Source organism: Enterobacter sp. V87_3 (genome assembly GCF_029967835.1).
GTDB classification, from domain to species: domain Bacteria; phylum Pseudomonadota; class Gammaproteobacteria; order Enterobacterales; family Enterobacteriaceae; genus Enterobacter; species Enterobacter cancerogenus.
Genome location: NZ_JASCAM010000031.1, coordinates 1 through 25500, shown reverse-complemented (window position 1 = coordinate 25500; position 25500 = coordinate 1). Strand labels below are relative to the sequence as shown.

Below are 25500 nucleotides of genomic sequence, written 5' to 3'. Positions count from 1 at the left end.
TGAGCACCTTTTTGCAATTCAGTAGCCTGATTACTTGGTCAGGGCTGGCTTGTTGTCGATATTGGTCAACACACCGGCGCTGCTGAAGGTCAGCGTCAGGGTCTGCTGGGTCACGTTTTCGTGACCAGGCTGCTGACGGAACACATAGAACCAGGTGTTTGTACCGAATGGATCGGACATCATCGGGGTTCCCAGTGCATAAGCGACCTGCTGTTGTGTCATCCCTACACGGATTTTAGACACATCGTTAGGGGTAAGGTAGTTCCCCTGGTTGATGTCAGGACGGTAAACCACTTTCTCCAGAGTGGAACAGCCTGCGGTCAACATCAGAAGAACCGCAGCGGCAGCGGTCAGCGTTTTACAGCGCATAGTGATTTGATTCCTTTTCGGGCCCGAGCAGTACGCGGCTCATATGTAATATGCCGATGATAATAGACCTTGCCCCACTTTGAAACCGGTCTGGCGGCGTTTTTATTGTTCTGTATGACCCTGAGATCCCGAAAAAGTTTATGCTGCCAGCAGTTCTTTCGCGTTAGCGAGGGTGTTACGGGTGACCTCACTCCCGCCCAGCAGGCGCGCCAGCTCTTGTAAACGCGCGCGTTTGTCGAGAGGTTTCATGTGCGTTTCAGTCATTTCACCATCGGTTTCTTTACTGACGATAAAGTGATGATGACCACAACCCGCAACCTGCGGCAGGTGGGTAACGCACATCACCTGCGTTGATTCGCCCAGTTGACGTAACAGTTTGCCCACGACGGCAGCCGTCGGGCCACTGATCCCCACGTCCACTTCATCGAAAATCAGAGCCGGGGTGTCCATCTTACGCGCGGTAATCACCTGGATGGCGAGCGCGATGCGCGACAGTTCACCGCCGGAGGCAACTTTCGAAATAGCCTGTAAAGGCTGTCCAGGGTTCGTGGTCACGCGGAATTCAATGCGATCGGCACCTTCAGCCGTTAAGTGTGTCTCTTCGAAGCGAACGTCAATAGCGAACACACCGTGCGGCATTGCCAGCGTGCGCATGCTGTCGGTGATGTGCTGGCTCAACTCCTGTGCATAGTGCTGGCGAACGTCATGCAGCTGCTTAGCCGTTGCCAGCGCCTGCTGATGGTGCAGGTTCACCGCCAGGGATAAGGTCTCCAGCGAGTCGGCCTGATCGTCAAGCTGCTGTTGCTCTTCGAGCAGAGACTGATAGTAATTAGGTAACTCTTCCGCAGTGACATGATGTTTGCGCGCCAGCGAGATCTGGCGGGAAATGCGCTGCTCAAGCTCGAACAGGCGATTTGGATCGAGTTCCAGGCGCTCGCAGTAATGGCGCAGCTCATCACTGGCTTCAGAGATCTGAATGGCCGCTTCTTCCAGCATATCCAGTACGCCGCCGAGCTTGCTATCCATGCCTGCCAGTTCTGTCAGCAGCTGGCGCACATTATACAATTGGCTCTGCAGGTTGACGTCTTCGCCATCTGCCAGCATGTTGAGCGCGTTTTGACTGGTTGAGAGCAGGTGCCCGCTGTTGGCCAGACGCTTGTACTCTTCGTCGATTTGCTCAAACTCGCCCGGCTGCGGGTTGAATTCGTTCAGCTCTTTCAGCTGGTACTCCAGCAGCTCGGCACGCGCGGCGCGTTCCTGGCTTTGCTGCTGATGCTGCGCAAGTTCCCGGCAGCTCTGGTGCCACTGACGATAGTGATCGGCCATCAGCTGAGTAAGTGCGTACTCACCTGCATAACCATCCAGCAGGGCTTTTTGTTGCTCAGGTTTGATGAGCTGCTGGTGAGCGTGCTGACCGTGGATCTGGATGAGCAACTGGCCGAGTTCGCGAAGCTGAGAAAGGGGGACCGCCGTACCGTTGATGAAGCCGCGTGAGCGACCATCGCTGCTTATTACGCGGCGAAGTAAACACTCACGTCCGTCTTCAAGCTGGTTTGCTTCCAGCCAGCGGAGCGCCGCCGGGGTATCCTTCAGGGAAAAGCGCGCGCAGAGATCGGCACGGTTTGCACCTGTGCGAACCATATCACCTTCTGCACGGCTGCCGAGGCACAGGCCGAGGGCATCAATGGCAATGGATTTACCTGCACCGGTTTCGCCGGTGATCGCCGTCATGCCGCTATGAAAATCGATCTCAAGCTCACGTACAATGGCAAAGTTACTGATGGTCAGTTGTGCCAGCATAATTGTTTTCCTGTATGAAAAACCATAACTGTGTTTTCATACAGTATAAACTGGTTTTTTATACAGTAAAGTGCTGGATGCAAAATCAGAACAATTTTTTTGACCAGCCTAGCTTCGAGCTTAATGTGTTGAAATAGCTGTAGTCTTTGGGATGGATCAGGTTCAGGTGATAATCGCAGCGGCGAATGAGCACGTCTTCACCTTCCTGTATCGGCAGCGCAATCTGGCTGTCGCAGCTGATCTCCAGGTCGCTCCGGCGGTGTGAGAACCGCAGGCGGATAGTGCTGTCGCCGTTGATGACCAGCGGGCGCGCAGAGAGCGTATGCGGGAACATCGGTACCAGCGTTATGGCATCCAGCGAGGGAGTGAGGATCGGGCCTCCGGCCGAGAGAGAATAGGCCGTGGAGCCTGTTGGGGTAGAAATAATCAAGCCGTCAGAACGCTGGGAGAACGCGAAAATCTCGTCAATATAGACTTCGAATTCAATCATGTGCGCCACTTTTCCGGGGTGGAGAACCACTTCGTTAATGGCGGTGCTGATGCGTTTCTGGCAATCCTGCTGGCACACCTGAGCTTCCAGCAAAAAGCGTTTTTCGCTGATGTAGTGGCCTTCCAGTACGTCGGCAAGCTGCTGCTGGGCGTTGTCCGGGTCAAGGTCAGTTAAAAAACCCAGATTGCCTCGGTTGACTCCGATAACCTTGATGTCATAGCGGGCCAGGGTACGGGCCGCACCAAGCATATTGCCATCGCCGCCTACCACTACCGCCAGATCGGCCTGTTGACCAATCTCTGCCAGCGTGCCGGTTTTGACACCTTTGAGCTGCAGCTCCTGGGCGATTTGCTGCTCAACCATCACGTCATAGCCCTTGCCACTCAGCCAGCGATACAACATTTCATGTGTCGTCAATGCGGTGGGGTGACGCGGATGCCCGACGATCCCAATACACCTGAAATGATTATTCATTTTCTGGAGGTCCTTGTGCCTGATGAATGATGACAATCTGTCTTGTTCCCTTGAATCCCGGAAACTGATCCCCATAATAAGCGAAGTTAGCGAGATGAATGCAGAAAAACGCGGAGAAATTCATGAGTAGTAAAGAACAGAAAACGCCTGAGGGGCAAGCCCCGGAAGAAATTATCACGGAACAGCACGACGAGGTTGAGGCCGTAGAGTCAGACGCGTCTGCTGATCAGGTGGACCCGCGCGATGAAAAAATTGCCAACCTGGAAACTCAGCTGGCAGAAGCGCAGAATCGCGAACGCGAAGCTGTACTGCGCATCAAAGCGGAAATGGAAAACCTGCGTCGTCGTACCGAGCTGGACGTTGAGAAAGCGCATAAGTTCGCGCTGGAGAAGTTTGTCAACGAACTGCTGCCGGTGATCGACAGTCTCGATCGTGCCCTGGAAGTGGCTGACAAGGCTAACCCGGACAACACGGCGATGATCGAAGGTATCGAACTGACGCTGAAATCCATGCTGGATGTGGTTCGCAAGTTCGGCGTAGAAGTGATTGCCGAGACCAACGTCGCGCTGGATCCAAACGTTCACCAGGCGATTGCTATGGTGGAATCTGACGACGTTCAGGCCGGTAACGTGCTTGGCGTGATGCAGAAAGGCTATACCCTGAACGGCCGTACCATTCGCGCAGCGATGGTGACCGTGGCGAAAGCGAAAGCGTAATTTGTCGACCCGTAGTGCCGGGTGGCGGCTTCGCCTTACCCGGCCTACAACATTACTCGGCGATACTTTCGCGTAAAGGCTTAACGGGCAGGACCTTCACCTGCTTAATCATGTTGTCCTGTACGTCCAGAATATCAATATCGTATTGATCGATGCGCACCCGCGTGCCCGCCGCCGGGATCTCCTCCAGAGCTTCCAGAATCATCCCGTTCATGGTGCGTGCTTCATCTTCCGGCAGCTGCCAGTTAAAGGCTTTATTAAGCTCGCGAATGTTCGCGCTGCCATCAATCAGAACCGAGCCGTCGTTTTGTGGAGTGACTTCCTCTGCGAGAGAAGGTGACATGGAGGTCGTAAAATCCCCGACGATCTCTTCCAGAATATCTTCAACCGTCACCAGACCCTGGATGTCGCCATATTCATCGACCACCAGACCCACTTTCTTCTTGTTACGCTGAAACTTCACCAGCTGCGTGCTGAGCGGCGTGCCTTCCGGTACGTAGTAAATTTCGTCGGCGGCGCGCAGGAGCACCTCTTTGGTGAACTCTTTTTTCTCGGTCATCAGGCGATAGGCCTCACGCACGCGCAGCATGCTGATGGCGTCGTCCAGCGAGTCGCGATAAAGCACGATGCGGCCATGCGGAGAGTGCGTCAACTGGCGGACGATGGCTTTCCAGTCGTCGTTGATATCGATTCCGACAATCTCGTTGCGCGGCACCATGATGTCGTCGACGCTGACTTTTTCCAGATCTAACACCGACAGGAGCATGTCCTGGTTGCGGCGCGAAATTTGCGAGCGGGATTCATTCACGATGGTGCGCAGTTCGTCTTTGCTGAGCGCGCTGCTGATGGTGACATCCGCTTTTATGCCCACCATACGCATCAGCAGCCGGGTGACCATATTGAGCAGCCAGACCAGCGGCATCATCAGGATCAGCAGCGGTGCCAGCAGGAAGCTGCTCGGGTAGGCGACTTTTTCGGGATAGAGCGCGGCGACGGTTTTGGGTAGCACTTCGGCAAACACCAGCACCACAAACGTCAGTACGCCGGTCGCAATGGCGACGCCCGCGTTGCCGTAAAGGCGCATCCCGACGATGGTGCCGAGCGCGGAGGCGAGAATATTGACCAGGTTATTGCCGATAAGCACCAGGCTAATCAGGCGGTCAGGTTTACGCAGCAGCTTTTCCACACGACGTGCGGCACGGTTACCTTGCTTCGCGCGATGACGTAACCGATAACGGTTTAGCGTCATCATGCCGGTTTCCGAACCAGAGAAATAGGCGGAGATGACCACCATGACGATCAGCGTGACGATCAGCGCGGTGGTAGAGATGTGTTCCAGGGGGAACTCCTTTATGACTTAACCAGCAAATTGCTGTATGAAGCGGCTGCCAAAATAGGCAAGAGTAAGAATGCCTGCACCCGCAACGTTGAACCAGACCACACGGCGACCGCGCCAGCCTTCATGATAATGGCCCCATAACAGGACAATATAGACAAACCACGCGATGATGGAGAGAACGGCTTTATCAATATTCTCCACGCTGAACAGGTTTTTCATATAGAACAGGCCGGTACAGAGCGTGAGCGTGAGCAGAACAACGCCCACCTGCGTGATATGGAACATCTTACGCTCAATCACCATCAGCGGCGGCATTTCATGATTAAAGGCCAGCTTTTTGTTTTTCAGCTGGTAATCAATCCAGGCCAGCTGCATGGCATAGAGCGCGGCAATAATCAGGGTGGCATACGAGAACAGCGACAGGCCGATATGCACCAGCATTCCCGGCGTGGCTTCCAGATGAGTAATAAACTCGTTGGGCATAAAAGTGGCTAAGGCCAGATTGATGAGCGCAAAGGCGTAGATTATCGGCAGCAGCAGCCAACCGCGATTTTTGGACGCCACGATGGTCATCACCGTACAGATCATCAGGCTTACCAGCGAGCCCACGTTCAGCACGCTCAGGTTTTGCACGCTGCCATCGCCGGGCAGGATACGTGATTCCAGCGCAAAGGCGTGGCTAATCAGTGCGATCACCGCCGAAAGAATGGCCATGCGCCGCCAGCCGCTGTTTTTTTGCAGCAGGCCGGGAATAATCAGCGCGAGGCTGACAGAGTAGGCAACAAGGGCGATCAGTGCGAAAACGGGCATATAGGCGTCGACAGTTGTCTTAATAAGAAAGAGAAGCAGTATAACGTTACGTGACGCCTGCTCCAACCGTTGCATAACAACAAAGCTGCCTTCATGTTATACTCCGGCAAAATTCTGTGTATGTGTCGCTTATGCGACCCAACGTTTCTACCCAGGCGAGAGACAATGTTTGATAATTTAACCGATCGTTTGTCGCGCACGCTGCGCAACATCAGCGGCCGCGGACGCCTTACTGAAGAAAATGTTAAAGAGACGCTGCGCGAAGTCCGCATGGCGCTGCTCGAAGCCGACGTGGCGCTGCCGGTCGTGCGTGATTTCATCAACCGCGTGAAAGAGAAAGCGGTTGGGCATGAAGTTAACAAAAGCCTGACCCCGGGTCAGGAGTTCGTCAAAATTGTCCGTAACGAACTGGTTGCGGCAATGGGCGAAGAAAACCAGGTGCTTAACCTGGCCGCTCAGCCACCGGCCGTGGTTCTGATGGCGGGTCTGCAGGGTGCGGGTAAAACAACCAGCGTCGGTAAGCTGGGTAAATTCCTGCGCGAGAAGCACAAGAAGAAAGTGCTGGTGGTCTCCGCGGACGTTTATCGCCCGGCGGCGATCAAACAGCTGGAAACGCTGGCTGAGCAGGTTGGCGTGGATTTCTTCCCGTCAGACGTCGCTCAGAAACCTGTCGACATCGTGAACGCGGCGCTGAAAGAAGCGAAGCTGAAGTTCTACGACGTGCTGCTGGTGGATACCGCTGGCCGTCTGCACGTTGACGAAGCGATGATGGACGAAATCAAGCAGGTTCATGCCTCTATCAATCCGGTAGAGACCCTGTTTGTTGTCGATGCCATGACCGGTCAGGATGCGGCGAATACCGCGAAAGCCTTCAACGAAGCGCTGCCGTTAACCGGTGTGGTGCTGACCAAAGTGGACGGTGACGCCCGCGGCGGTGCGGCGCTCTCTATTCGTCATATCACCGGTAAGCCGATCAAATTCCTCGGTGTTGGTGAAAAAACCGACGCGCTGGAGCCGTTCCACCCGGATCGTATTGCCTCCCGTATCCTCGGCATGGGCGACGTGCTGTCGCTGATCGAAGATATCGAGAGCAAAGTTGACCGCGCGCAGGCCGAGAAGCTGGCCAGCAAGCTGAAAAAAGGCGATGGGTTTGACCTCACCGACTTCCTTGAGCAGCTGCGCCAGATGAAAAACATGGGCGGCATGGCGAGCCTGATGGGCAAATTGCCAGGCATGGGCCAGATCCCGGACAACGTGAAGTCGCAGATGGATGACAAGGTGCTGGTGCGTATGGAGGCGATCATTAACTCAATGACGCTGAAAGAACGTGCGAAGCCAGAAATCATCAAAGGTTCGCGTAAACGCCGTATTGCCGCAGGTTGCGGTATGCAGGTGCAGGACGTAAACCGTCTTCTGAAACAGTTCGACGACATGCAGCGCATGATGAAGAAAATGAAGAAAGGCGGCATGGCGAAGATGATGCGCGGGATGAAGGGCATGATGCCCCCAGGATTCCCTGGCCGCTAAAACAAGGGATATAAGGCTATCTTGTTTGCCATTTTAGCTCCGGGGTGTGCTCGAAATGCTCACGTACTACGTGTACGCTCCGCTTTCTGCGCGCACGCCGGAACTAAACTGGCTGCACCGATATACGCCTTATAACCCTTGTTTGGCATATGTGAAGCATATGCTGATTGCAATTTCCCCAGAAATCAGTAAAATTTTCGGGCTTTTAATATGACACCCGGGCTCCGTTCCTCGATGGGGCCCGGTTGTTTTATTCACACAAGAGGATGTTATGGTAACTATTCGTTTAGCTCGTCACGGCGCTAAAAAGCGTCCGTTCTACCAGGTTGTTGTAACCGACAGCCGTAATGCACGCAACGGTCGCTTCATCGAGCGCGTTGGTTTCTTCAACCCACTGGCCGCTGGTGCAGAAGAAGAAACTCGTCTGGATCTGGATCGTATCGCTCACTGGGTTGGCCAGGGCGCTACCGTTTCCGATCGCGTTGCTACGCTGATCAAAGCAGCAAACAAAGCAGCTTAATCTGTCACGGTGGTCATGATGAGCAATAAAGCACCTGTTGAACCGATCGTATTGGGAAAAATGGGTTCTTGCTACGGTATCCGTGGTTGGCTCAGAGTGTTTTCCTCCACTGAAGACGCTGATAGCATTTTTAATTACCAGCCCTGGTTTATTCAGAAGGCCGGTAAGTGGGAAGAGGTCGAGCTGGAAAGCTGGCGTCACCACAATCAGGACATCATCATCAAGCTGAAAGGCGTTGACGATCGTGATGCCGCGAATGCGCTGACTAATTGTGAAATTGTCGTGGATTCGTCGCAGTTGCCACAGCTGGAAGAGGGCGACTACTACTGGAAAGACCTTATGGGTTGCCAGGTGGTCACTACTGAAGGCTACAGCCTGGGGAAAGTCATCGATATGATGGAAACCGGGTCAAATGACGTTCTCGTCATTAAGGCAAACCTGAAAGATGCATTTGGCATCAAGGAGCGGTTGGTTCCGTTCCTCGATGGACAGGTTATCAAGAAAGTCGATCTCACTACTCAGACGATTGAAGTAGATTGGGATCCTGGTTTTTAAATTCTCCGGATAAACGGTAAAAGACGGCGCTATGTGGATTGGCATAATTAGCCTGTTTCCTGAAATGTTCCGCGCGATTACTGATTACGGGGTAACTGGCCGGGCAGTAAAGAATGGCCTGCTGAGCATCCAGAGCTGGAGTCCTCGTGACTTCACGCATGACCGGCACCGTACCGTGGACGATCGTCCTTACGGCGGCGGACCGGGGATGCTGATGATGGTGCAACCCTTACGGGACGCCATTCACACAGCAAAAGCCGCGGCGGGTGAAGGCGCAAAGGTGATTTATCTGTCACCTCAGGGACGCAAGCTTGATCAAGCGGGCGTGAGCGAACTGGCGACGAATCAAAAGCTGATTCTGGTCTGTGGTCGCTACGAAGGAATAGATGAGCGCGTAATTCAAACCGAGATTGACGAAGAATGGTCTATCGGCGATTACGTTCTCAGCGGTGGTGAGTTACCAGCAATGACGCTGATTGACTCCGTTGCCCGGTTCATTCCGGGTGTACTGGGCCATGAAGCATCGGCAACGGAAGATTCGTTTGCTGATGGATTACTGGACTGTCCACACTATACTCGTCCTGAAGTGTTAGAAGGGATGGACGTCCCGGCAGTGTTACTGTCCGGAAACCATGCCGAGATACGTCGCTGGCGCTTGAAGCAGTCGCTGGGCCGCACCTGGCTTAGAAGACCTGAACTTCTGGAAAACCTGGCTCTGACTGAAGAGCAAGCAAAGTTGCTGGCCGAGTTCAAAACCGAACACGCGCACCAGCAACATGAACATGATGGGAAGGCGTAATACGCTCCCGAATATCAGTTTACCCAGGATAAGAGATTAAATTATGAGCAACATTATTAAGCAAATTGAACAAGAGCAGATGAAGCAGGACGTACCTTCCTTCCGTCCGGGTGATTCCGTGGAAGTGAAAGTATGGGTTGTTGAAGGTTCCAAAAAACGTCTGCAGGCATTCGAGGGCGTGGTTATCGCTATTCGTAACCGCGGTCTGCACTCTGCATTCACTGTTCGTAAAATTTCCAACGGCGAAGGCGTTGAGCGTGTCTTCCAGACTCACTCTCCGGTAGTTGACAGCATTGCTGTTAAACGTCGTGGTGCTGTACGTAAAGCTAAACTGTACTACCTGCGTGAGCGTACTGGTAAGTCTGCTCGTATTAAAGAGCGTCTGAACTAAGATTCGCTTAAGCGACATCCTGTTAAAGGGGCTGGCCGAAAGGCTGGCCCTTTTTTATTTCATCGCACTCCTCGCGTTAACTCTTTTGTGATAAATCGTTTACAATGCTTGCCTCTTTAACGGAGGGTAAGTGAATAACGTACTGCATCAGCATACCTGGAAACGCACAGCGGCATTGACCGCGCTGTTCGCGATCCTGCTGATCGTCGTGGCACCGCTTATCTCCGTTGCGCTGCAAAAAAATCCCATGAGCGCCATGCCGGGCATGCATCATGATATGAGCATGATGTCGATGGATGAGCATCACGGCGACATGCAGCACTCGCTCCCCGTCGATCATGCCGAAGCGTGTGGCTATTGCGTGCTGATGGCGCATGTGCCGGGCATGATGCTGGCGCTGATCGTCCTGCTCGTTGCGCTAGTGCAACGGCTTCGCGTGAGGCCGCCACGGCAGGCGGTCAGTCACTGGCACTTTTTCCCCTGGCTCTATCCTGATACCCGCGCGCCGCCGCGTAGATCTGCTTTTTCCCTTTAAAAACAAAATCGATAACTTTTTGCCTGAAAAAGGAAAAGTATGACAACCTGCACTCCGCGCGCGGCATGGGGAAACCTGCTGCGTCGACTTCATTTCTATGTCGGGCTATTTGTTGGTCCGTTTATCTTCTTCGCCGCGCTGACCGGCACGCTGTACGTGGCGACACCGCAGCTGGAAAATGCGCTCTACCGTCACGCGCTGCATACGGATAACGTGGGTGAACCTCAGCCACTGGGGGCGCAAATTGCCGTGGCGGAAAACGTCGTGGGTAAAGAGCTGCGTTTGCACGCCGTTCGCCCGGGGCTGTCCGATGGCGACACTACCCGGGTGATGTTTGCCGACCCAACGCTTGGGCCATCGGAAAACCGGGCTGTCTTTATCGATCCGGTTAGCCTGGCGGTGCTGGGCGATATGACGGTGTACGGCACCAGCGGGATTTTGCCGCTGCGTCAGACCATTGATTATCTGCATACTTCGCTGATGCTGGGTGATGTTGGACGTCTCTACAGCGAGCTGGCAGCCTCATGGATGTGGATTGCCGCGCTCGGCGGTATCGCCCTGTGGTTTTTCACTCGCCCTAAGCGGCGCATTAACAACCGCTTCCAGAATCGTCGGCGTTTACATGTCACATTAGGCTGGATCCTGCTGGGCGGGATGTTGCTTTTTTCGGCTACCGGTCTGACATGGTCGCAACTGGCCGGGGGCAATGTGGATAAGCTGCGCGCTGGGATGAACTGGCTCACGCCGCAGGTGAACACCGCCCTCACAGGCTTACCGGAAGAGCTTGATGAACATGCTGAGCACCACGGACACCATGCCGGAATGAAGATGCCAGAAATGGCGCTGGATATGACGCTGTTTGATGGCGTTTTGCACTCTGCCCGCAAGGCCGGGATTGACGCCAGTAAGCTGGAGATCCGCCCGGCAAAAATGGCCGATCGGGCCTGGACGGTGACTGAAATCGATCGCCGCTGGCCGACCCAGGTGGACGCCGTTGCCGTTGATCCGCACTCAATGCAGGTTACGGACAGCACCCGCTTCGCTGACTTCCCGCTAATGGCAAAACTCACCCGCTGGGGAGTGGATTTCCACATGGGCATTCTGTTTGGCCTGGTGAATCAGTTGCTGCTTATCGCGTTTGGAACTGCGCTGTGCGTACTGATCCTCTGGGGATACCGGATGTGGTGGATGCGCCGTCCGGCAAACTCAGCGGTGAACCCGGTGCAAACGCTCTGTCAGAGCTGGCTGGCGTTGTCGGGATGGGGAAGGGGAGTGACGGTGATGATAAGCGTCCTGCTGGGACTGGCGCTGCCGGTGATGGGCGTGAGTCTGGCAATCTTTATCGTCATCGACTGGCTGTGCTGGCGAGCGGCATCAGGCGTGTCGCTCGCTGAATCATCCGTTAAATAACCCTATGGCGTGCTGATGACCACCGCAACCCGGCGGTTTTCAGCACGCCCTTGTGGGGTACTGTTGCTGGCAACGGGATATTTTTTGCCGAGTCCCTGCGTGGTGAGATTGCCACGGGGGATATTTGCCCCTTTCGCCCAGGCGTCGGCAACGGCATTAGCGCGTTTTAACGAAAGTGCTTCGTTGTAGCTCTCTTCTCCGTAGTTATCCGTATGTCCGTCCATTCGCGCATGGTTTAAACCGGTCGCCGCAAGGCGGGAAGCCATGGTCCGGATTTGCGTTTCGCTTTCCGGGCGTAGTCTGGCATCGTTTTTATCAAACAGGATCTTATCTGACAGGCCCAGAGACCAGTCCCCGTTCAATTCATTGAAACCGTAGGACTGCATGGCGGCGATTTGCTCGGCGGTGAATTTCCCTTTTGGCGGGGCCTGACAGCCTGCCAGGACAAGTGATGCCATAAACAGGGGCGCGAGGTATCGCTTTAACATACCGTATTCCTTTCTAAGAGAGTGTTTTGGTTCGCTGGTTTTTCACCAGGTACATGTTGCGGTCGGCCTGCTCCAGTAATACCTCCACGGAGGCATTTTCCCACGCCAGAGCATAGCCAATGCTGAGTGACATTGATGCTGTGTGCCCGTTATGAACATCAAACGGACGAATGAACCGTTGCGCCAGGGCAGCGCAAATGTGCTGAACCTCATTTTCTGAATGGACGCCGTACAGGATCATCGCAAATTCGTCCCCGCCGAGACGGTAAGACCGGTGACGCTTTTGTCCGAACTCGACCATTCTTTCGGCGACATCAATCAGCACGCCGTCGCCTGCGGCATGGCCCCAGGTGTCGTTGATATATTTGAAGTTGTCGCCATCCAGGAACAGCAGGGCGGAATGTGCCTTAGCGGATACATCATTCATCAGAGCGGCAATGCTGTTACGAAATGCCGCCCGGTTTGCAAGGCCTGTCAGGGGATCGTGCATGGCGGTACGCAGAAGCTGGGCATTCTTTGCCTGAAGCTTAAGCTGCCATTCTTCCATCTCATCCAGCAGGCTGTTGAAATCTTCACCGAACTGATGGAACTCTTCGATACGCCCTTCCTTTACACGCCGCGAGAAGTTGCGGTTGGTGCGCACATCATGAACGACATCGGTAATGTTCTGCATGGCGATGACCATGCCATGGTGTAACGAGCGCGTCAGGGTAAGGGCAACGGCAGAGGCTAAAAGAATGCAGCCGGTGAGAACCGCAAACGACATCCAGAGGAAATGGCCGATCAGACTGTCGCGTGCGGTCAGGCGAATTTCGCCGATCTTGCTTCCGTTGTGCATAATTGGCTGTGAAACCGGATTGGGAAACAGCCAGCGGCTAACCAGCGTGCCCAGGGTGTCGCTATTATCCTGCGGGTTCCAGGACCAGTATGCGAAGCGTTTCTCATGAACGTTGAGCACTTCCGCTGCGGCGAACTGCCCCTGCTTGCCAAGGGTGGTGAGGGTTTCATTTGCCGCCAATGAATCGTTGAAAACCAGGGAGGCTTCCAGATTGTGACTCATGGTCGCCCCCGTTAATTCGAGATTCTTTTGGGCGTATTCCTTTAATGTCACGACGGAAGCAAAGCTGAGTAACAACCATATAAACGTCATTGTTACTATTACGCTTATCATATTGATACGCCTCAGCGTTCTTTTAAACGTCGGACGTGGTGCTGAAGTGAAATCCTTATTCATGCTTTGTATTCCGTGCAAGCATTAATACATCCGGATTGACTCTTACGCCACTGCGCGATAGCGCATCCAGATTGACGGAAAACCTAACCCGGCCACCTTCAAATACCAGACAAAAGGCGCTGCCAATAACGCATTCCGGGTTCTGCTCTGAAAGTAACAGCAATGCCCGGCCCTGATACTGGCTTATTAATTCAAGCTGCTTTGCCGGTGATTCCGAGCCGAAATAAATGGCGTCGCATGTTGCTGAGAGTGCTTCTTGATCGTTGCGTACAATGACGGGTGTATAAGGCAAAACGCTCTGCCCCTCATTCCGGGTGCTGAGCGCCTGGCTATAGCGCGAAGAGGCGTAAATACAGAGCACAGGCTGGCCTGCGAGGGCTGGCCAGCGGGTGTAACTGACGATACCCGATACAATAGAACGAACCGATTTATCCGTTTCTGTTAAGGCGACTGCGGCTGCCTGACCCATAAAAAGAAGCAACAGGAGCGCCAGAGTGAGCCGTGATAAAGAGATCAAGAATGATTTTCTCATCAGAATCCGCCATATCGCTCAGGGGCCAGATGCCTTAACAACGTGATGGCAGAATAACGTCGTTTAATATAGCCGTCATTATGTCAGAAAATTCCTGCTGTGCTGTAGGTAAAATCTTACAGTTGCATTTCTTGTGAATGCTGAATAATCAATTAAGCCGACTGCTTTTAATGCTGTCATCCATTCCTTTTTGCCACGCCTTGTGCAGCTTCAGGGCGTTTTCTGTACCTTCACAGCTGGCCGGGAATGATTTTCCCGCTAATCCCCAGGCGTGAATAAATTCTTCTTCGCAGACTCTTTTTTGACCATCGGCGTAGCCGCGCAAATAGGCATGTCGATCGACATGCCTGTCGTTAAGGTTATCGGCCAGGGCCGCGTTATCTTTAGCAGGCAAGCCGTTCATGGCGTCCTCTTTCCCTGCGGTAAACCAGTCAGGACTCGTCCAGTCGGGTTGAAAGGTGTACGGGTTAATCTGGCAGCCTGCCAGACACAGCATCAATAGTGCAGATGCGATTGCACGCATAGTTATTCTCCTTTTCTTATCAGCATAGCCTCATAAGATAATCGGAGATGTAATTTTAAGTTTACGATTTTGACGCCTGATTTTTGCTAACAAATGGTTTTTGTAAACATATCTGTACGTATTTTGGATTGAAATCTTTACTTGATGTGGTATCGTTGCTTCACCTCTTAGAGGAAACCACTATCGCAAACGAGCTTTACAGGACTGCCATCATGCAAAAAGACGCGCTGAATAACGTACACATTACCGACGAACAGATTTTGATTACTCCGGATCAGCTGAAAGCGGAGTTTCCGCTGAGCGCGGCACAAGAGGCTCAAATTGAGCACTCTCGCCAGACCATTTCTGACATCATTGCCGGTCGCGATCCGCGCCTGCTGGTGGTCTGTGGCCCTTGCTCTATTCACGATCCTGAAGCCGCCATTGAGTACGCTCGTCGGTTTAAAACATTAGCGGAGGAGGTCAGCGATAGCCTCTATCTGGTGATGCGCGTCTATTTTGAAAAGCCACGTACGACCGTTGGCTGGAAAGGGTTGATCAACGACCCGCACATGGATGGCTCGTTTGATGTGGAAGCAGGCCTGAAGATAGCGCGTAGCCTGCTGGTGGAGCTGGTCAGCATGGGGCTGCCGCTGGCAACCGAAGCGCTGGATCCGAACAGTCCGCAATACCTTGGCGATCTGTTTAGCTGGTCTGCGATTGGTGCACGCACCACGGAATCACAAACTCACCGTGAGATGGCCTCTGGCCTCTCTATGCCGGTTGGCTTTAAAAACGGTACCGACGGCAGCCTGGCGACGGCAATCAACGCAATGCGCGCCGCTGCGATGCCACACCGCTTTGTTGGAATCAACCAGGCAGGGCAGGTTTGCCTGCTGCAAACCCAGGGCAACCCGGATGGACATGTGATCCTGCGCGGCGGTAAAGCACCGAACTACAGCCCGGCGGACGTGGCACAGTGTGAAAAAGAGATGGAACAGGCGGGACTGCGCCCGGCTCTGATGGTAGATTGCAGCCATGGTAATTCCAATAAAGATTACCGTCGACAGCCTGCGGTGGCAGAGTCTGTGATCGCGCAGATCAAAGATGGCAACCGTTCTATTATCGGTCTGATGATTGAAAGTAATATTCATGAAGGTAATCAGTCATCAGAACAACCGCGCAGCGCAATGAAGCATGGCGTATCCGTGACGGATGCCTGCATCAGCTGGGAAACCACCGATGCGCTGCTGCGTGAGATCCATAAAGATTTAAGCGGCCAGCTGTCGACGCGTCTGGTTTAAGAGGTTAGTTATGGTTGCTGAATTGACCGCGTTACGCGATCAAATAGATGAAGTGGACAAGGCGCTGCTGGAGCTGCTGGCGCGCCGTATGGCGCTGGTTGCCGAGGTAGGTGAAGTTAAAAGCCAGTACGGCTTGCCGATTTATGTCCCGGAGCGCGAAGCGTCAATGCTGGCCTCCCGCCGTAAAGAAGCACAGGCGCTGGGCGTCTCGCCTGATTTAATTGAAGACGTTCTGCGCCGCGTTATGCGTGAATCCTATTCCAGCGAAAACGACAAAGGCTTCAAGACACTCTGCCCGTCGCTACGACCTGTGGTGATTGTGGGCGGCGGTGGTCAGATGGGCCGACTGTTTGAGAAGATGCTGACGCTTTCCGGCTATCAGGTGCGCATTCTGGAAAAAGAAGACTGGGCGCGCGCGCCGGAGCTGACCGCCGATGCGGGGATGGTTATCGTTAGCGTGCCTATCCACGTAACGGAGCAGATCGTTGGGAAACTTCCTCCGTTGCCGGACGACTGTATCCTGGTCGATCTGGCCTCGGTCAAAAATGGTCCGCTACAGGCGATGCTGGCAGCGCACAGTGGCCCTGTTCTTGGGCTGCATCCGATGTTTGGCCCGGACAGTGGCAGCCTGGCGAAACAGGTGGTGGTGTACTGCGATGGTCGTCAGCCAGAAGCCTATCAGTGGTTCCTGGAACAGATTCAGGTGTGGGGCGCGCGTTTGCATCGCATCAGCGCCGTGGAGCACGACCAGAACATGGCGTTTATCCAGGCGCTGCGCCACTTTGCCACCTTTGCCTACGGGCTGCACTTGGCAGAAGAGAACGTTCAGCTTGAACAACTGCTTGCGCTCTCTTCGCCGATCTATCGTCTGGAGCTTGCGATGGTCGGGCGGCTGTTTGCGCAGGATCCGCAGCTGTATGCCGACATTATTATGTCCTCGGAGAATAACCTCGCGCTGATCAAACGCTACTACCGGCGCTTTGGTGAAGCCATCACCTTGCTGGAGCACGGCGATAAGCAGGCGTTCATCGACAGCTTCCGTAAGGTTGAGCACTGGTTCGGTGATTATGCGACGCGGTTCCAGAGCGAAAGCCGCACGCTGTTGCGACAGGCAAATGACAGTCGCCAGTAATGCGATGATGTATATACTGAAAGCCAGCAATGCTGGCTTTTTTCATTTTGGGGAACTGTCATGTCCGAACCACAGCTGCTGTTAAATTACACCGGCCACCTGCCGGAATGCCCGACGTGGAGCGAGGAAGAGCAGGCGCTCTACTGGGCGGATATTCTCGAAGGCGAGATCCACCGCTTTCATATCGCCACTGCGGAACATACTGTACTTTCGTTTCACGAAGAGGTGGGCTGTTTTGCCCTGCGTGAAAACGGCGGTTTTATTGTTGCGATGCGTAACGCCATCTGGCTGACCGACAAGCATGGTCTGCTCCGGCAAAAGGTCTGCGATAACCCCTCTAACCCGCAGTTGGCGCGTTTTAATGATGGAGGCACCGACAGTGCAGGGCGTTTCTACGCGGGCACCTTTTGGGGGCCAGGCGACTACAACGGTGCCATGCTGATGCGCATTGATAACGACCTGACGCCTAAAGTCATCCAGTGGGACATCCAGGGACACAACGGCCTTGCGTTTACTCAGGATAAAAAATGGATGTTTACCGCCGACACGCCAAACGGCGTGATTTACCGAACGCCGCTGGACGAGCAGGGTGAGCCGGGTCAACGTGACGTATTTCGTCGCTTTAAAGAGGGTGAGGGCATACCTGATGGTGCGGCGACGGACATTGAAGGCTGTTACTGGAGCGCGTTGTTTGACGGCTGGCGTATCGCGCGGTTTTCGCCCCAGGGTGAGCAGCTTGAAGAATATCGGCTGCCGGTGCGCTGCCCGACGATGGTCTGTTTTGGTGGAGAGGATATGAAAACGTTGTTTATCACCACCACGCGGGAAAATATGGACGAGGAAGAGCTGGCGAAATATCCGCTCTCAGGGGCGATCTTCACCCTGCCCGTCAGCGTGGCAGGTGTGAAGAAAAGCCGGTTTATCGAACGTTAAGCCGGGTCGACCGGCACTACGTTTTCGCTCGGATAGCAGCCCAGAACTTTCATGGAACGCGTGATCTTGCCAAGCTCACGCAGGGCTTTCTGCATGGATGCAGACTCCAGGTTAGCCTGGATATCAAGATAAAACATCTCTTCCCACGGGTTGCCGTTAATTGGGCGGGACTCCAGCCGGGTCATGATCAGATTGTGATTACGCAGAACCAGCAGGGCTTCAACCAGCGCACCTGCCTGTTGACCGGTCGCCATCAGCAGGGTGGTTTTAGCGGGGACCTGCTCTGACACATCGATCGCCTTGCGTGCCAGCACCACGAAGCGGGTGATATTTTGCGTCTGGTTAGCCAGATTTCGCTCCAGCACCTGCAGGCCATACAGCGCACCGCCTGCTTCACTGCCGAGGGCGGCAACGGACGGGGAATTGGCCTGAGCGACCTTTTCCATCGCCGCTGATGTGCTTTCGGTGTACTCGATTTTCCAGTGTGGATAGCGGTTCAGGAACTGGCTGCACTGCTGGAAAGGTTGCGGATGGCTGTAGACCGTCTCAATTTTATTCAAATCCGTCGAGCCGGAGACCAGCACGCAGTGGTCAATTGGGATCGTCAGCTCGCCAACCAGAGACAGGGTGGTGTGTTGCAGCAGGTCGTACACGTCGTTAATCGCGCCGGAGCTGGTGTTTTCAATGGGGACCACGGCGTAATCCGCCTGGCCAGTTTCAACCTGATTAAAAATGTCGGCAAACTTCGCGCAGCCGCTTTCGATAAACTCTTCGAAATGGCGGGCCGCATACTGACGTGCCGCCAGATGTGAGTAAGAGCCTTTTGGCCCCAGAAACGCGATACGCGCGGAGTGTGGATTGGTCTTGTTCAGATGCTGTTGCAGCAGCGCCTGCTGGGTCAGAACAGAATCTTCAATGATGAGCTGGAACAGGCGGGTAATGTAATGCGCATCAAGATGATGCGCTTTGCCGAGGTGGATCAGACGTTCAAGCAGATCGCGCTCGCGGTCGATATCGCGCACGGGGCGGTGTGAATCCAGCTTGGCTTTGCCAACTTCCACTGCCAGAGTGCGTCGCTCGGCCAGCAGGGCCAGTAATTTTTCGTCCAGCGCGCTTATCTTTACGCGCAGGTCCAGTAACGGGTTTTCCGGTGTCATAGTGTTGTCTGTCTCATTTATCGTTATCAATAAAAAAGGCCTCCCGGTTGGGAGGCCTTGTTGTTCGTCTTCGCATTCTTTATCACACGACGAAACGCCTCCCAATCAGGGGAAGGTAAAAAAGAATGCGAAGAAAAACGGCGTATGTTTCATAGGGTCATCCTGAAATTGATACCGTTAAAGTACCCGTACTGTTTTCATCCTGTCAATAAAAAACGCGCCCGAAGGCGCGTTGGCGGTACACTCAATTTAAAGGATTACTCTTCTTCAACTTCTTCCGCGAAGCTGGCGTCTTTCACCGATGTTGCGGCGCGACGGGCTTCACCTTTGTGTTGCACTTTATTGAGCTGCCGTTCCAGCTTGTTGATCAAATCGTTGATAGCGGTGTACATATCCTCATGCTTCGCGCTGGCGACCAGATGGCCGTTTGGAGTATTGATAGTTGCGTCAGCGATGAAACCCTGCGGCTCCTTAGACAGAATGATATGTGGGTTAATCAAATGTGTTTGCCATTTATCCAGTTTGGCGAGACGGTCTGCGACGTGCTGGCGAATTGCCGGAGTAATTTCCATTTGTTTACTGGTAATGTTCATTGGCATAAATTTTACCTCTTGTCTTTCCGTCTTGGTGATTCCAGCATACCTCTTCGAATGTCAAATTGTGTGATCTAAATCACGTATTTTTGTCACTTTTTGTCAACCGTATTATTTTGTGAGGCAGGGCAGGAAGAGGCGAGATTTACCTTGTCGAAGTCAGGAATTGCGGTCATAGTTGACGGGTTGTGTTGAATCCAACGCGCTTCAGACGTAAACGAAAATGAATAAAAAAACGGCAGCCCCAGGGCTGCCGTTTTGCGTTTGAACCTGTATCAGGTATTGCTGCTGTTTGCGGCGATGATTTTAGCCACTTTTTCAGCCTGTCCGGTCATTTGCATCTGACGGTAAGCGTTCTCCATCAGCTTCAGGCCATCACGTGTAGCCTGCGTGTCCGGATAGTCGCGCAGCATGCCTTCGACACGGTTAACCACCGCAACCCAGGCGCCACGGCGAGTGTAGTATTCCGCCACAGAGTATTCGTATTTAGCCAGACGGTCTTTCAGGAACACCAGACGTTTGGTGGCGTCAGTGATGTACTGACTGTTCGGATAACCGCGCACCAGTTTTGAGAAGTCGTTGAAGGCGTCACGCGCGTGCTGCGGGTCACGGTCAGAGCGATCCACGCCGAAGAAGCCCTGCAATGCACTGTCATCCAGCGCCATATTAGTCAGGCCACGCATGTACATGACATAATCGATGTTAGGATGAGTTGGATTCAAACGCATGAAGCGATCGATAGTGGCCTGAGCCAGCGGCAGATCGGCATTTTTGTAATAGGCGTAGATGAGATCTAACTGTACCTGTTGCGAATACGGGCCAAACGGATAGCGATTATCCAGCGCTTCCAGTTGCGTTATCGCCTGTTTCCAGTTACCGTCCTGCAGTTTTTGTTGTGCAGTCGCATAGATTTCATTCGGCGGATTGTCAGGGACCTGTTCATTTGAACCGGAGCAGCCCACCAAAGCCAGGCTCAACGTGGCCGCTGCCACCAGATATTTCATGCGCGTCATGACGTTTTGACTTTCCTCAAATGTTTGTCCGGGAGAATCTCTGTTCCTGCTCCCGATTAAGACCAGCTACAATAGCACACTATATTAAACGGCAAAGCCGTAAAACCCAACGTTAAACGAAGAAGCAGTTTATGGCACAACGAGTAGAACTCACCGCAACAGTCTCCGAAAATCAGCTCGGTCAACGCTTAGATCAAGCTTTGGCCGAATTGTTCCCTGATTATTCGCGTTCACGCATAAAAGAATGGATCCTTGACCAGCGCGTGCTGGTAAACGGCAAGATCTGGGACAAGCCAAAAGAGAAAGTGTTTGGTGGAGAAGCTGTCGCCATCAACGTTGAAATTGAAGAAGACGTCCGCTTCGAACCGCAGGATATCCCGCTGGACATCGTCTATGAAGATGACGATATTCTGGTGATCAATAAGCCGCGTGGGCTGGTTGTTCATCCGGGTGCTGGCAACCCTGACGGCACGGTGCTTAACGCGCTTCTCCATTATTATCCGCCAATCATCGACGTTCCTCGCGCCGGGATTGTTCACCGTCTGGATAAGGACACCACCGGATTAATGGTGGTGGCAAAAACCATTCCGGCCCAGACCCATCTGGTTGAATCCCTGCAGCTGCGCGAAATCACGCGCGAATATGAAGCGGTAGCCATTGGTCATATGACGTCTGGCGGCACGGTTGACGAGCCGATTAGCCGTCACCCAACAAAGCGCACCCATATGTCCGTTCATCCGATGGGTAAACCGGCGGTAACGCATTACCGCATCATGGAACATTTCCGCATTCATACGCGCCTGCGTCTGCGTCTGGAAACGGGGCGTACGCACCAGATCCGTGTCCATATGGCGCACATTACTCATCCGCTGGTGGGTGATCCGGTCTACGGTGGTCGCCCGCGTCCGCCAAAGGGCGCATCCGAGGAGTTTATCAGCGTACTGCGTAAATTTGACCGCCAGGCGCTGCACGCCACAATGCTGCGTCTTTACCATCCTGTCACCGGCATTCAAATGGAGTGGCATGCGCCTATCCCACAGGATATGGTGGAACTTATCGACGCGATGCGTGCAGATTTTGAAGAACATAAGGATCACGTGGACTGGTTATGACCAAACTGATTGTTCCGGAGTGGCCGTTGCCTGAAGGCGTGGCTGCCTGTAGTTCGACCCGTATCGGTGGCGTCAGCCAGGGGCCGTGGGCGTCGTTGAACCTCGGTGCCCATTGTGGCGACAGCCCGGAGCATGTCGAAGAGAACCGCAATCGTCTGTTTGCTGCGGGGAATTTGCCTTCGAAACCGGTCTGGCTGGAGCAGGTTCACGGTACGGGCGTTCTGAAGTTAACAGGGGAACCCTATGCTTCAAAACGCGCCGATGCCTCTTACAGCAATACTCCAGGAACAGTCTGTGCCGTTATGACGGCCGATTGCCTGCCCGTTCTGTTTTGTAACCGTGCGGGTACAGAGGTCGCGGCAGCGCATGCGGGCTGGCGTGGCCTGTGTCAGGGCGTGCTGGAAGAGACCGTTGCCTGTTTCGTAGATAACCCTGCCAATATCCTTGCCTGGCTCGGTCCGGCAATCGGCCCACGCGCGTTTGAAGTTGGGCCTGAAGTTCGCGAAGCGTTTATGGAGAAAGATCCGCAGGCGGTCGAGGCGTTTACGCCCGTGGGCGATAAATATCTGGCCGATATTTATCAGCTTGCACGCCAGCGCCTGAATAATATCGGGGTAACGCAGATCTTCGGCGGCGATCGCTGTACGGTCACCGAAACGGGTGATTTTTTCTCCTGGCGTCGTGACAAGACGACGGGGCGTATGGCAAGTTTCATTTGGCTGATATAACCTAAAGAATCAAGACGATCCGGTACGCGCCGTTTTCTTTTCACATAATTCAGGTCATTAACCTTGAATAATTGAGGGATGACCTCATTTAATCTCCAGTAGCAAATTTGACCTGTTATGGGAGGAGTTATGCGTCTGGATCGTCTTACTAATAAATTCCAGCTTGCTCTCGCCGATGCCCAGTCTCTCGCACTCGGGCACGACAACCAATTCATCGAACCTCTTCATTTAATGAGCGCCTTACTGAATCAGGAAGGGGGATCGGTACGTCCATTATTAACCTCAGCTGGCATTAATGCTGGCCAGTTACGCACGGCAATTGATCAGGCGTTGAGCCGTTTACCGCAGGTCGAAGGGACCGGTGGTGACGTACAGCCTTCACAGGATTTGGTGCGAGTGCTGAACCTTTGCGACAAGCTGGCGCAAAAACGTGGGGACAACTTTATTTCGTCAGAGCTGTTTGTTCTGGCGGCGCTTGAATCACGCGGGACGTTGACCGACCTGTTGAAATCTGCCGGCGCAACCACCGCCAACGTGACTCAGGCGATTGAGACAATGCGCGGAGGTGAAAGCGTGAACGATCAGGGAGCCGAAGACCAACGTCAGGCTTTGAAAAAATTTACGGTCGATCTGACCGAGCGTGCTGAGCAGGGCAAACTGGACCCGGTTATCGGCCGTGATGAAGAAATTCGCCGTACCATCCAGGTTCTGCAGCGCCGTACCAAAAACAACCCGGTGCTGATCGGTGAGCCGGGTGTCGGTAAAACCGCCATCGTTGAAGGGCTGGCGCAGCGTATCGTGAATGGCGAAGTGCCGGAAGGGCTGAAGGGCCGCCGCGTACTGGCGCTGGATATGGGTGCGCTGGTGGCCGGTGCGAAGTACCGCGGTGAGTTCGAAGAACGTCTGAAAGGCGTGCTTAACGATCTGGCGAAGCAGGAAGGTAACGTCATTCTGTTTATCGACGAACTGCACACCATGGTGGGTGCCGGTAAGGCCGACGGTGCGATGGATGCCGGGAACATGCTGAAACCTGCGCTGGCGCGCGGTGAACTTCACTGCGTGGGCGCGACCACGCTTGATGAGTATCGCCAGTACATTGAGAAAGATGCCGCGCTGGAACGTCGCTTCCAGAAAGTATTTGTGGCTGAGCCAAGCGTCGAAGACACCATCGCAATCCTGCGTGGTCTGAAAGAGCGTTATGAGCTGCACCACCATGTGCAGATCACTGACCCGGCCATCGTGGCGGCGGCGACGCTTTCGCATCGTTATATAGCTGACCGTCAGTTGCCGGATAAAGCGATTGACCTTATCGATGAAGCGGCGTCCAGCATCCGTATGCAGATTGACTCGAAACCGGAAGAACTGGACCGACTCGATCGCCGAATTATTCAGCTCAAGCTGGAGCAGCAGGCGCTGAAGAAAGAGTCTGATGAGGCCAGCAAGAAACGTCTGGATATGCTCAACGAGGAGCTGGACGAGAAAGAGCGCCAGTATTCAGAGTTAGAAGAAGAGTGGAAAGCGGAGAAAGCTTCACTCTCCGGTACGCAGACAATCAAGGCGGAACTGGAACAGGCGAAAATCGCTATTGAGCAGGCGCGTCGCGTCGGCGATCTTGCGCGGATGTCTGAACTGCAGTACGGCAAAATCCCTGAGCTTGAAAAACAGCTTGAGATTGCTACGCAGTCCGAAGGCAAAACGATGCGTCTGTTACGTAATAAAGTGACGGATGCGGAGATTGCCGAAGTGCTTGCGCGCTGGACGGGTATTCCGGTCGCTCGCATGCTGGAGAGCGAACGCGAAAAACTGCTCCGCATGGAACAGGATCTGCATCATCGCGTTATTGGTCAAAACGAGGCGGTTGAAGCGGTCTCGAATGCCATTCGTCGTAGCCGCGCGGGGTTATCCGATCCGAATCGTCCAATCGGCTCGTTCCTGTTCCTGGGGCCGACCGGTGTGGGTAAAACCGAGCTGTGTAAGGCGTTGGCGAACTTTATGTTCGATAGCGATGACGCAATGGTTCGTATCGATATGTCCGAGTTTATGGAGAAACACTCCGTCTCGCGTCTGGTCGGTGCGCCTCCGGGATACGTGGGTTATGAAGAAGGGGGCTATCTGACGGAAGCGGTGCGTCGTCGTCCTTACTCCGTGATCCTGCTGGATGAAGTGGAAAAAGCGCACCCGGATGTCTTCAACATCCTGCTGCAGGTTCTGGACGATGGTCGTCTTACAGACGGGCAGGGGAGAACGGTCGATTTCCGCAACACGGTGGTCATCATGACCTCGAACCTGGGTTCAGATTTGATTCAGGAACGCTTTGGCGAACTGGATTACGGTCATATGAAAGAGCTGGTGATGGGCGTGGTGAGCCATAGCTTCCGTCCGGAATTCATCAACCGTATTGATGAAGTGGTTGTGTTCCATCCTCTGGGTGAGAAACATATTGCTTCGATTGCGCAGATCCAGCTGCAGCGTCTGTACAAACGTCTGGAAGAGCGTGGATATGAAATTCACATCTCCGACGATGCGCTGAAACTGCTGAGCGAGAATGGGTACGATCCGGTATACGGGGCGCGTCCGTTGAAACGTGCTATCCAGCAGCAGATTGAAAACCCGCTGGCACAGCAGATACTGTCAGGCGAGTTGATTCCGGGTAAAGCTATCCGCCTGGAAGCCAACGAAGACCGAATTGTGGCAGTGCAGTAAGTCACAAAACGCAAAAACGGGCCGCTTGCGGCTCGTTTTTGTTTAAAAACCAGGCAAGAATGAAGATCTGAGATGTGTTTTGCCTGGAAAGTGAGCAGTCAGTAAATAATTTTCACTTTGCACTTGCAGCCTCAGAATAACTCCCTATAATGCGCCTCCACTGACACGGAACAACGGCACACACGCCGCCGGGTTAGCAGAAAAAAGCGAAATTAAAGCTTGACTCTGAGGCGGGAAAGCGTAATATGCACACCCCGCGCCGCTGAGAAAAGCGAAGCGGCACTGCTCTTTAACAATTTATCAGACAATCTGTGTGGGCACTCAAAGTGACATG

The 25500-nt window shown here is 53.7% G+C and carries 27 protein-coding genes and 1 other annotated feature; of the genes, 14 read left to right on the top strand and 13 right to left on the bottom strand.

Annotated features, from left to right (window positions below):
* Positions 1-30: 30 nt before the first annotated feature.
* The 3 genes from bamE to nadK all read right to left on the bottom strand — a co-directional run bounded on the left by bamE (position 31) and on the right by nadK (position 3133).
* Complete coding sequence (bamE, locus tag QLG21_RS19275; protein WP_006178060.1) at positions 31-369, bottom strand: outer membrane protein assembly factor BamE; 339 nt, start codon at positions 367-369, stop codon at positions 31-33.
* 138 nt (positions 370-507) lie between these two features.
* Complete coding sequence (recN, locus tag QLG21_RS19270) at positions 508-2169, bottom strand: DNA repair protein RecN (RefSeq protein WP_006178059.1); 1662 nt, start codon at positions 2167-2169, stop codon at positions 508-510.
* An 85-nt stretch (positions 2170-2254) separates the two neighbouring features.
* Positions 2255-3133, bottom strand: coding sequence for an NAD(+) kinase (gene nadK / locus QLG21_RS19265; RefSeq protein WP_042321716.1), 879 nt, complete (start codon positions 3131-3133; stop codon positions 2255-2257).
* A gap of 122 nt (positions 3134-3255) precedes the next feature.
* On the opposite strand from nadK, the gene grpE reads away from it, so the two are divergent.
* Positions 3256-3849, top strand: coding sequence for a nucleotide exchange factor GrpE (gene grpE, locus QLG21_RS19260; RefSeq protein ID WP_042321711.1), 594 nt, complete (start codon positions 3256-3258; stop codon positions 3847-3849).
* 52 nt (positions 3850-3901) lie between these two features.
* Here the strand turns inward: grpE and QLG21_RS19255 are convergent, their stop codons facing one another.
* Together QLG21_RS19255 and QLG21_RS19250 are read right to left on the bottom strand one after the other, a co-directional pair.
* Positions 3902-5188 (bottom strand): HlyC/CorC family transporter, encoded by a 1287-nt coding sequence (locus QLG21_RS19255; RefSeq protein ID WP_042321706.1) that lies wholly within the window; start codon positions 5186-5188, stop codon positions 3902-3904.
* Positions 5189-5206: 18 nt separating this feature from the next.
* On the bottom strand, positions 5207-5998 hold the full coding sequence (locus tag QLG21_RS19250) for an inner membrane protein YpjD (protein ID WP_042322262.1): 792 nt from the start codon (positions 5996-5998) through the stop codon (positions 5207-5209).
* 165 nt (positions 5999-6163) lie between these two features.
* On the opposite strand from QLG21_RS19250, the gene ffh reads away from it, so the two are divergent.
* The 7 genes from ffh (at position 6164) to QLG21_RS19215 (ending at position 11735) form a co-directional block, all read left to right on the top strand.
* Positions 6164-7525 (top strand): signal recognition particle protein, encoded by a 1362-nt coding sequence (ffh, locus tag QLG21_RS19245; protein WP_006178054.1) that lies wholly within the window; start codon positions 6164-6166, stop codon positions 7523-7525.
* A 271-nt stretch (positions 7526-7796) separates the two neighbouring features.
* Positions 7797-8045: a 30S ribosomal protein S16 gene (rpsP, locus tag QLG21_RS19240; protein ID WP_003863133.1), complete on the top strand. Its 249-nt coding sequence runs from the start codon at positions 7797-7799 to the stop codon at positions 8043-8045.
* A 15-nt stretch (positions 8046-8060) separates the two neighbouring features.
* Positions 8061-8600: a ribosome maturation factor RimM gene (gene rimM / locus QLG21_RS19235; RefSeq protein WP_006178053.1), complete on the top strand. Its 540-nt coding sequence runs from the start codon at positions 8061-8063 to the stop codon at positions 8598-8600.
* Positions 8601-8631: 31 nt separating this feature from the next.
* A complete protein-coding gene (trmD, locus tag QLG21_RS19230; RefSeq protein ID WP_006178052.1) occupies positions 8632-9399 on the top strand; it encodes a tRNA (guanosine(37)-N1)-methyltransferase TrmD in 768 nt (255 codons plus the stop codon).
* Positions 9400-9442: 43 nt separating this feature from the next.
* Positions 9443-9790, top strand: a complete 348-nt coding sequence (gene rplS, locus QLG21_RS19225; protein ID WP_041146788.1) for a 50S ribosomal protein L19 — start codon at positions 9443-9445, stop codon at positions 9788-9790.
* Between the two features lie 130 nt (positions 9791-9920).
* Positions 9921-10325 carry a DUF2946 domain-containing protein gene (locus tag QLG21_RS19220; RefSeq protein WP_282485009.1) on the top strand — a complete coding sequence of 135 codons (405 nt, stop codon included), beginning with the start codon at positions 9921-9923 and terminating at the stop codon, positions 10323-10325.
* Positions 10326-10364: 39 nt separating this feature from the next.
* Complete coding sequence (locus tag QLG21_RS19215; protein ID WP_282485008.1) at positions 10365-11735, top strand: PepSY-associated TM helix domain-containing protein; 1371 nt, start codon at positions 10365-10367, stop codon at positions 11733-11735.
* A gap of 2 nt (positions 11736-11737) precedes the next feature.
* Here QLG21_RS19215 and QLG21_RS19210 read toward each other — a convergent pair whose 3' ends face one another.
* The 4 genes from QLG21_RS19210 to QLG21_RS19195 form a co-directional block, all read right to left on the bottom strand.
* Positions 11738-12223, bottom strand: a complete 486-nt coding sequence (locus tag QLG21_RS19210; protein ID WP_006178048.1) for an OmpA family protein — start codon at positions 12221-12223, stop codon at positions 11738-11740.
* 13 nt (positions 12224-12236) lie between these two features.
* Entirely contained in the window at positions 12237-13457 is a 1221-nt protein-coding gene (dgcN, locus tag QLG21_RS19205) for a diguanylate cyclase DgcN (RefSeq protein ID WP_282485007.1), read from the bottom strand.
* A complete protein-coding gene (locus QLG21_RS19200) occupies positions 13450-13989 on the bottom strand; it encodes a YfiR family protein (protein ID WP_282485006.1) in 540 nt (179 codons plus the stop codon). Before QLG21_RS19200 ends, dgcN begins: the two co-directional genes overlap by 8 nt.
* Before the next feature lie 148 nt (positions 13990-14137).
* A complete protein-coding gene (locus QLG21_RS19195; RefSeq protein WP_282485005.1) occupies positions 14138-14512 on the bottom strand; it encodes a DUF2799 domain-containing protein in 375 nt (124 codons plus the stop codon).
* A 212-nt stretch (positions 14513-14724) separates the two neighbouring features.
* Between QLG21_RS19195 and aroF the strand changes: the two genes are divergently transcribed.
* The 3 genes from aroF to QLG21_RS19180 are packed head-to-tail and all read left to right on the top strand — an operon-like array spanning position 14725 to position 17860.
* The gene (aroF, locus tag QLG21_RS19190) at positions 14725-15795 is read left to right on the top strand and encodes a 3-deoxy-7-phosphoheptulonate synthase AroF (RefSeq protein WP_137903884.1); all 1071 of its coding nucleotides are present in this window, start codon (positions 14725-14727) and stop codon (positions 15793-15795) included.
* A gap of 10 nt (positions 15796-15805) precedes the next feature.
* On the top strand, positions 15806-16927 hold the full coding sequence (gene tyrA / locus QLG21_RS19185; RefSeq protein WP_088209387.1) for a bifunctional chorismate mutase/prephenate dehydrogenase: 1122 nt from the start codon (positions 15806-15808) through the stop codon (positions 16925-16927).
* A gap of 60 nt (positions 16928-16987) precedes the next feature.
* On the top strand, positions 16988-17860 hold the full coding sequence (locus QLG21_RS19180; RefSeq protein WP_282485004.1) for an SMP-30/gluconolactonase/LRE family protein: 873 nt from the start codon (positions 16988-16990) through the stop codon (positions 17858-17860).
* On the opposite strand, the gene pheA is transcribed toward QLG21_RS19180, so the two are convergent.
* From pheA to bamD, 4 genes are all read right to left on the bottom strand, one after another.
* Positions 17857-19017, bottom strand: a complete 1161-nt coding sequence (gene pheA / locus QLG21_RS19175) for a bifunctional chorismate mutase/prephenate dehydratase (RefSeq protein WP_282485003.1) — start codon at positions 19015-19017, stop codon at positions 17857-17859. The genes QLG21_RS19180 and pheA overlap by 4 nt on opposite strands.
* A gap of 29 nt (positions 19018-19046) precedes the next feature.
* Positions 19047-19171, bottom strand: a sequence feature (Phe leader region).
* Positions 19123-19170 carry a pheA operon leader peptide PheL gene (pheL, locus tag QLG21_RS19170; protein ID WP_001386991.1) on the bottom strand — a complete coding sequence of 16 codons (48 nt, stop codon included), beginning with the start codon at positions 19168-19170 and terminating at the stop codon, positions 19123-19125. (Overlaps the previous feature by 48 nt.)
* Positions 19172-19274: 103 nt before the next feature.
* Entirely contained in the window at positions 19275-19616 is a 342-nt protein-coding gene (gene raiA / locus QLG21_RS19165; protein ID WP_137903881.1) for a ribosome-associated translation inhibitor RaiA, read from the bottom strand.
* A 269-nt stretch (positions 19617-19885) separates the two neighbouring features.
* Positions 19886-20623, bottom strand: a complete 738-nt coding sequence (gene bamD, locus QLG21_RS19160) for an outer membrane protein assembly factor BamD (protein WP_006178039.1) — start codon at positions 20621-20623, stop codon at positions 19886-19888.
* A gap of 131 nt (positions 20624-20754) precedes the next feature.
* Here bamD and rluD point away from each other — a divergent pair, with 131 nt between their 5' ends.
* From rluD to clpB, 3 genes are all read left to right on the top strand, one after another.
* Entirely contained in the window at positions 20755-21735 is a 981-nt protein-coding gene (gene rluD, locus QLG21_RS19155) for a 23S rRNA pseudouridine(1911/1915/1917) synthase RluD (protein WP_006178038.1), read from the top strand.
* Positions 21732-22463, top strand: coding sequence for a purine nucleoside phosphorylase YfiH (yfiH, locus tag QLG21_RS19150; protein WP_282485002.1), 732 nt, complete (start codon positions 21732-21734; stop codon positions 22461-22463). The genes rluD and yfiH overlap by 4 nt, the downstream gene beginning before the upstream one ends.
* A gap of 129 nt (positions 22464-22592) precedes the next feature.
* Positions 22593-25166, top strand: coding sequence for an ATP-dependent chaperone ClpB (gene clpB, locus QLG21_RS19145; RefSeq protein ID WP_058608431.1), 2574 nt, complete (start codon positions 22593-22595; stop codon positions 25164-25166).
* Positions 25167-25500: the final 334 nt, after the last annotated feature.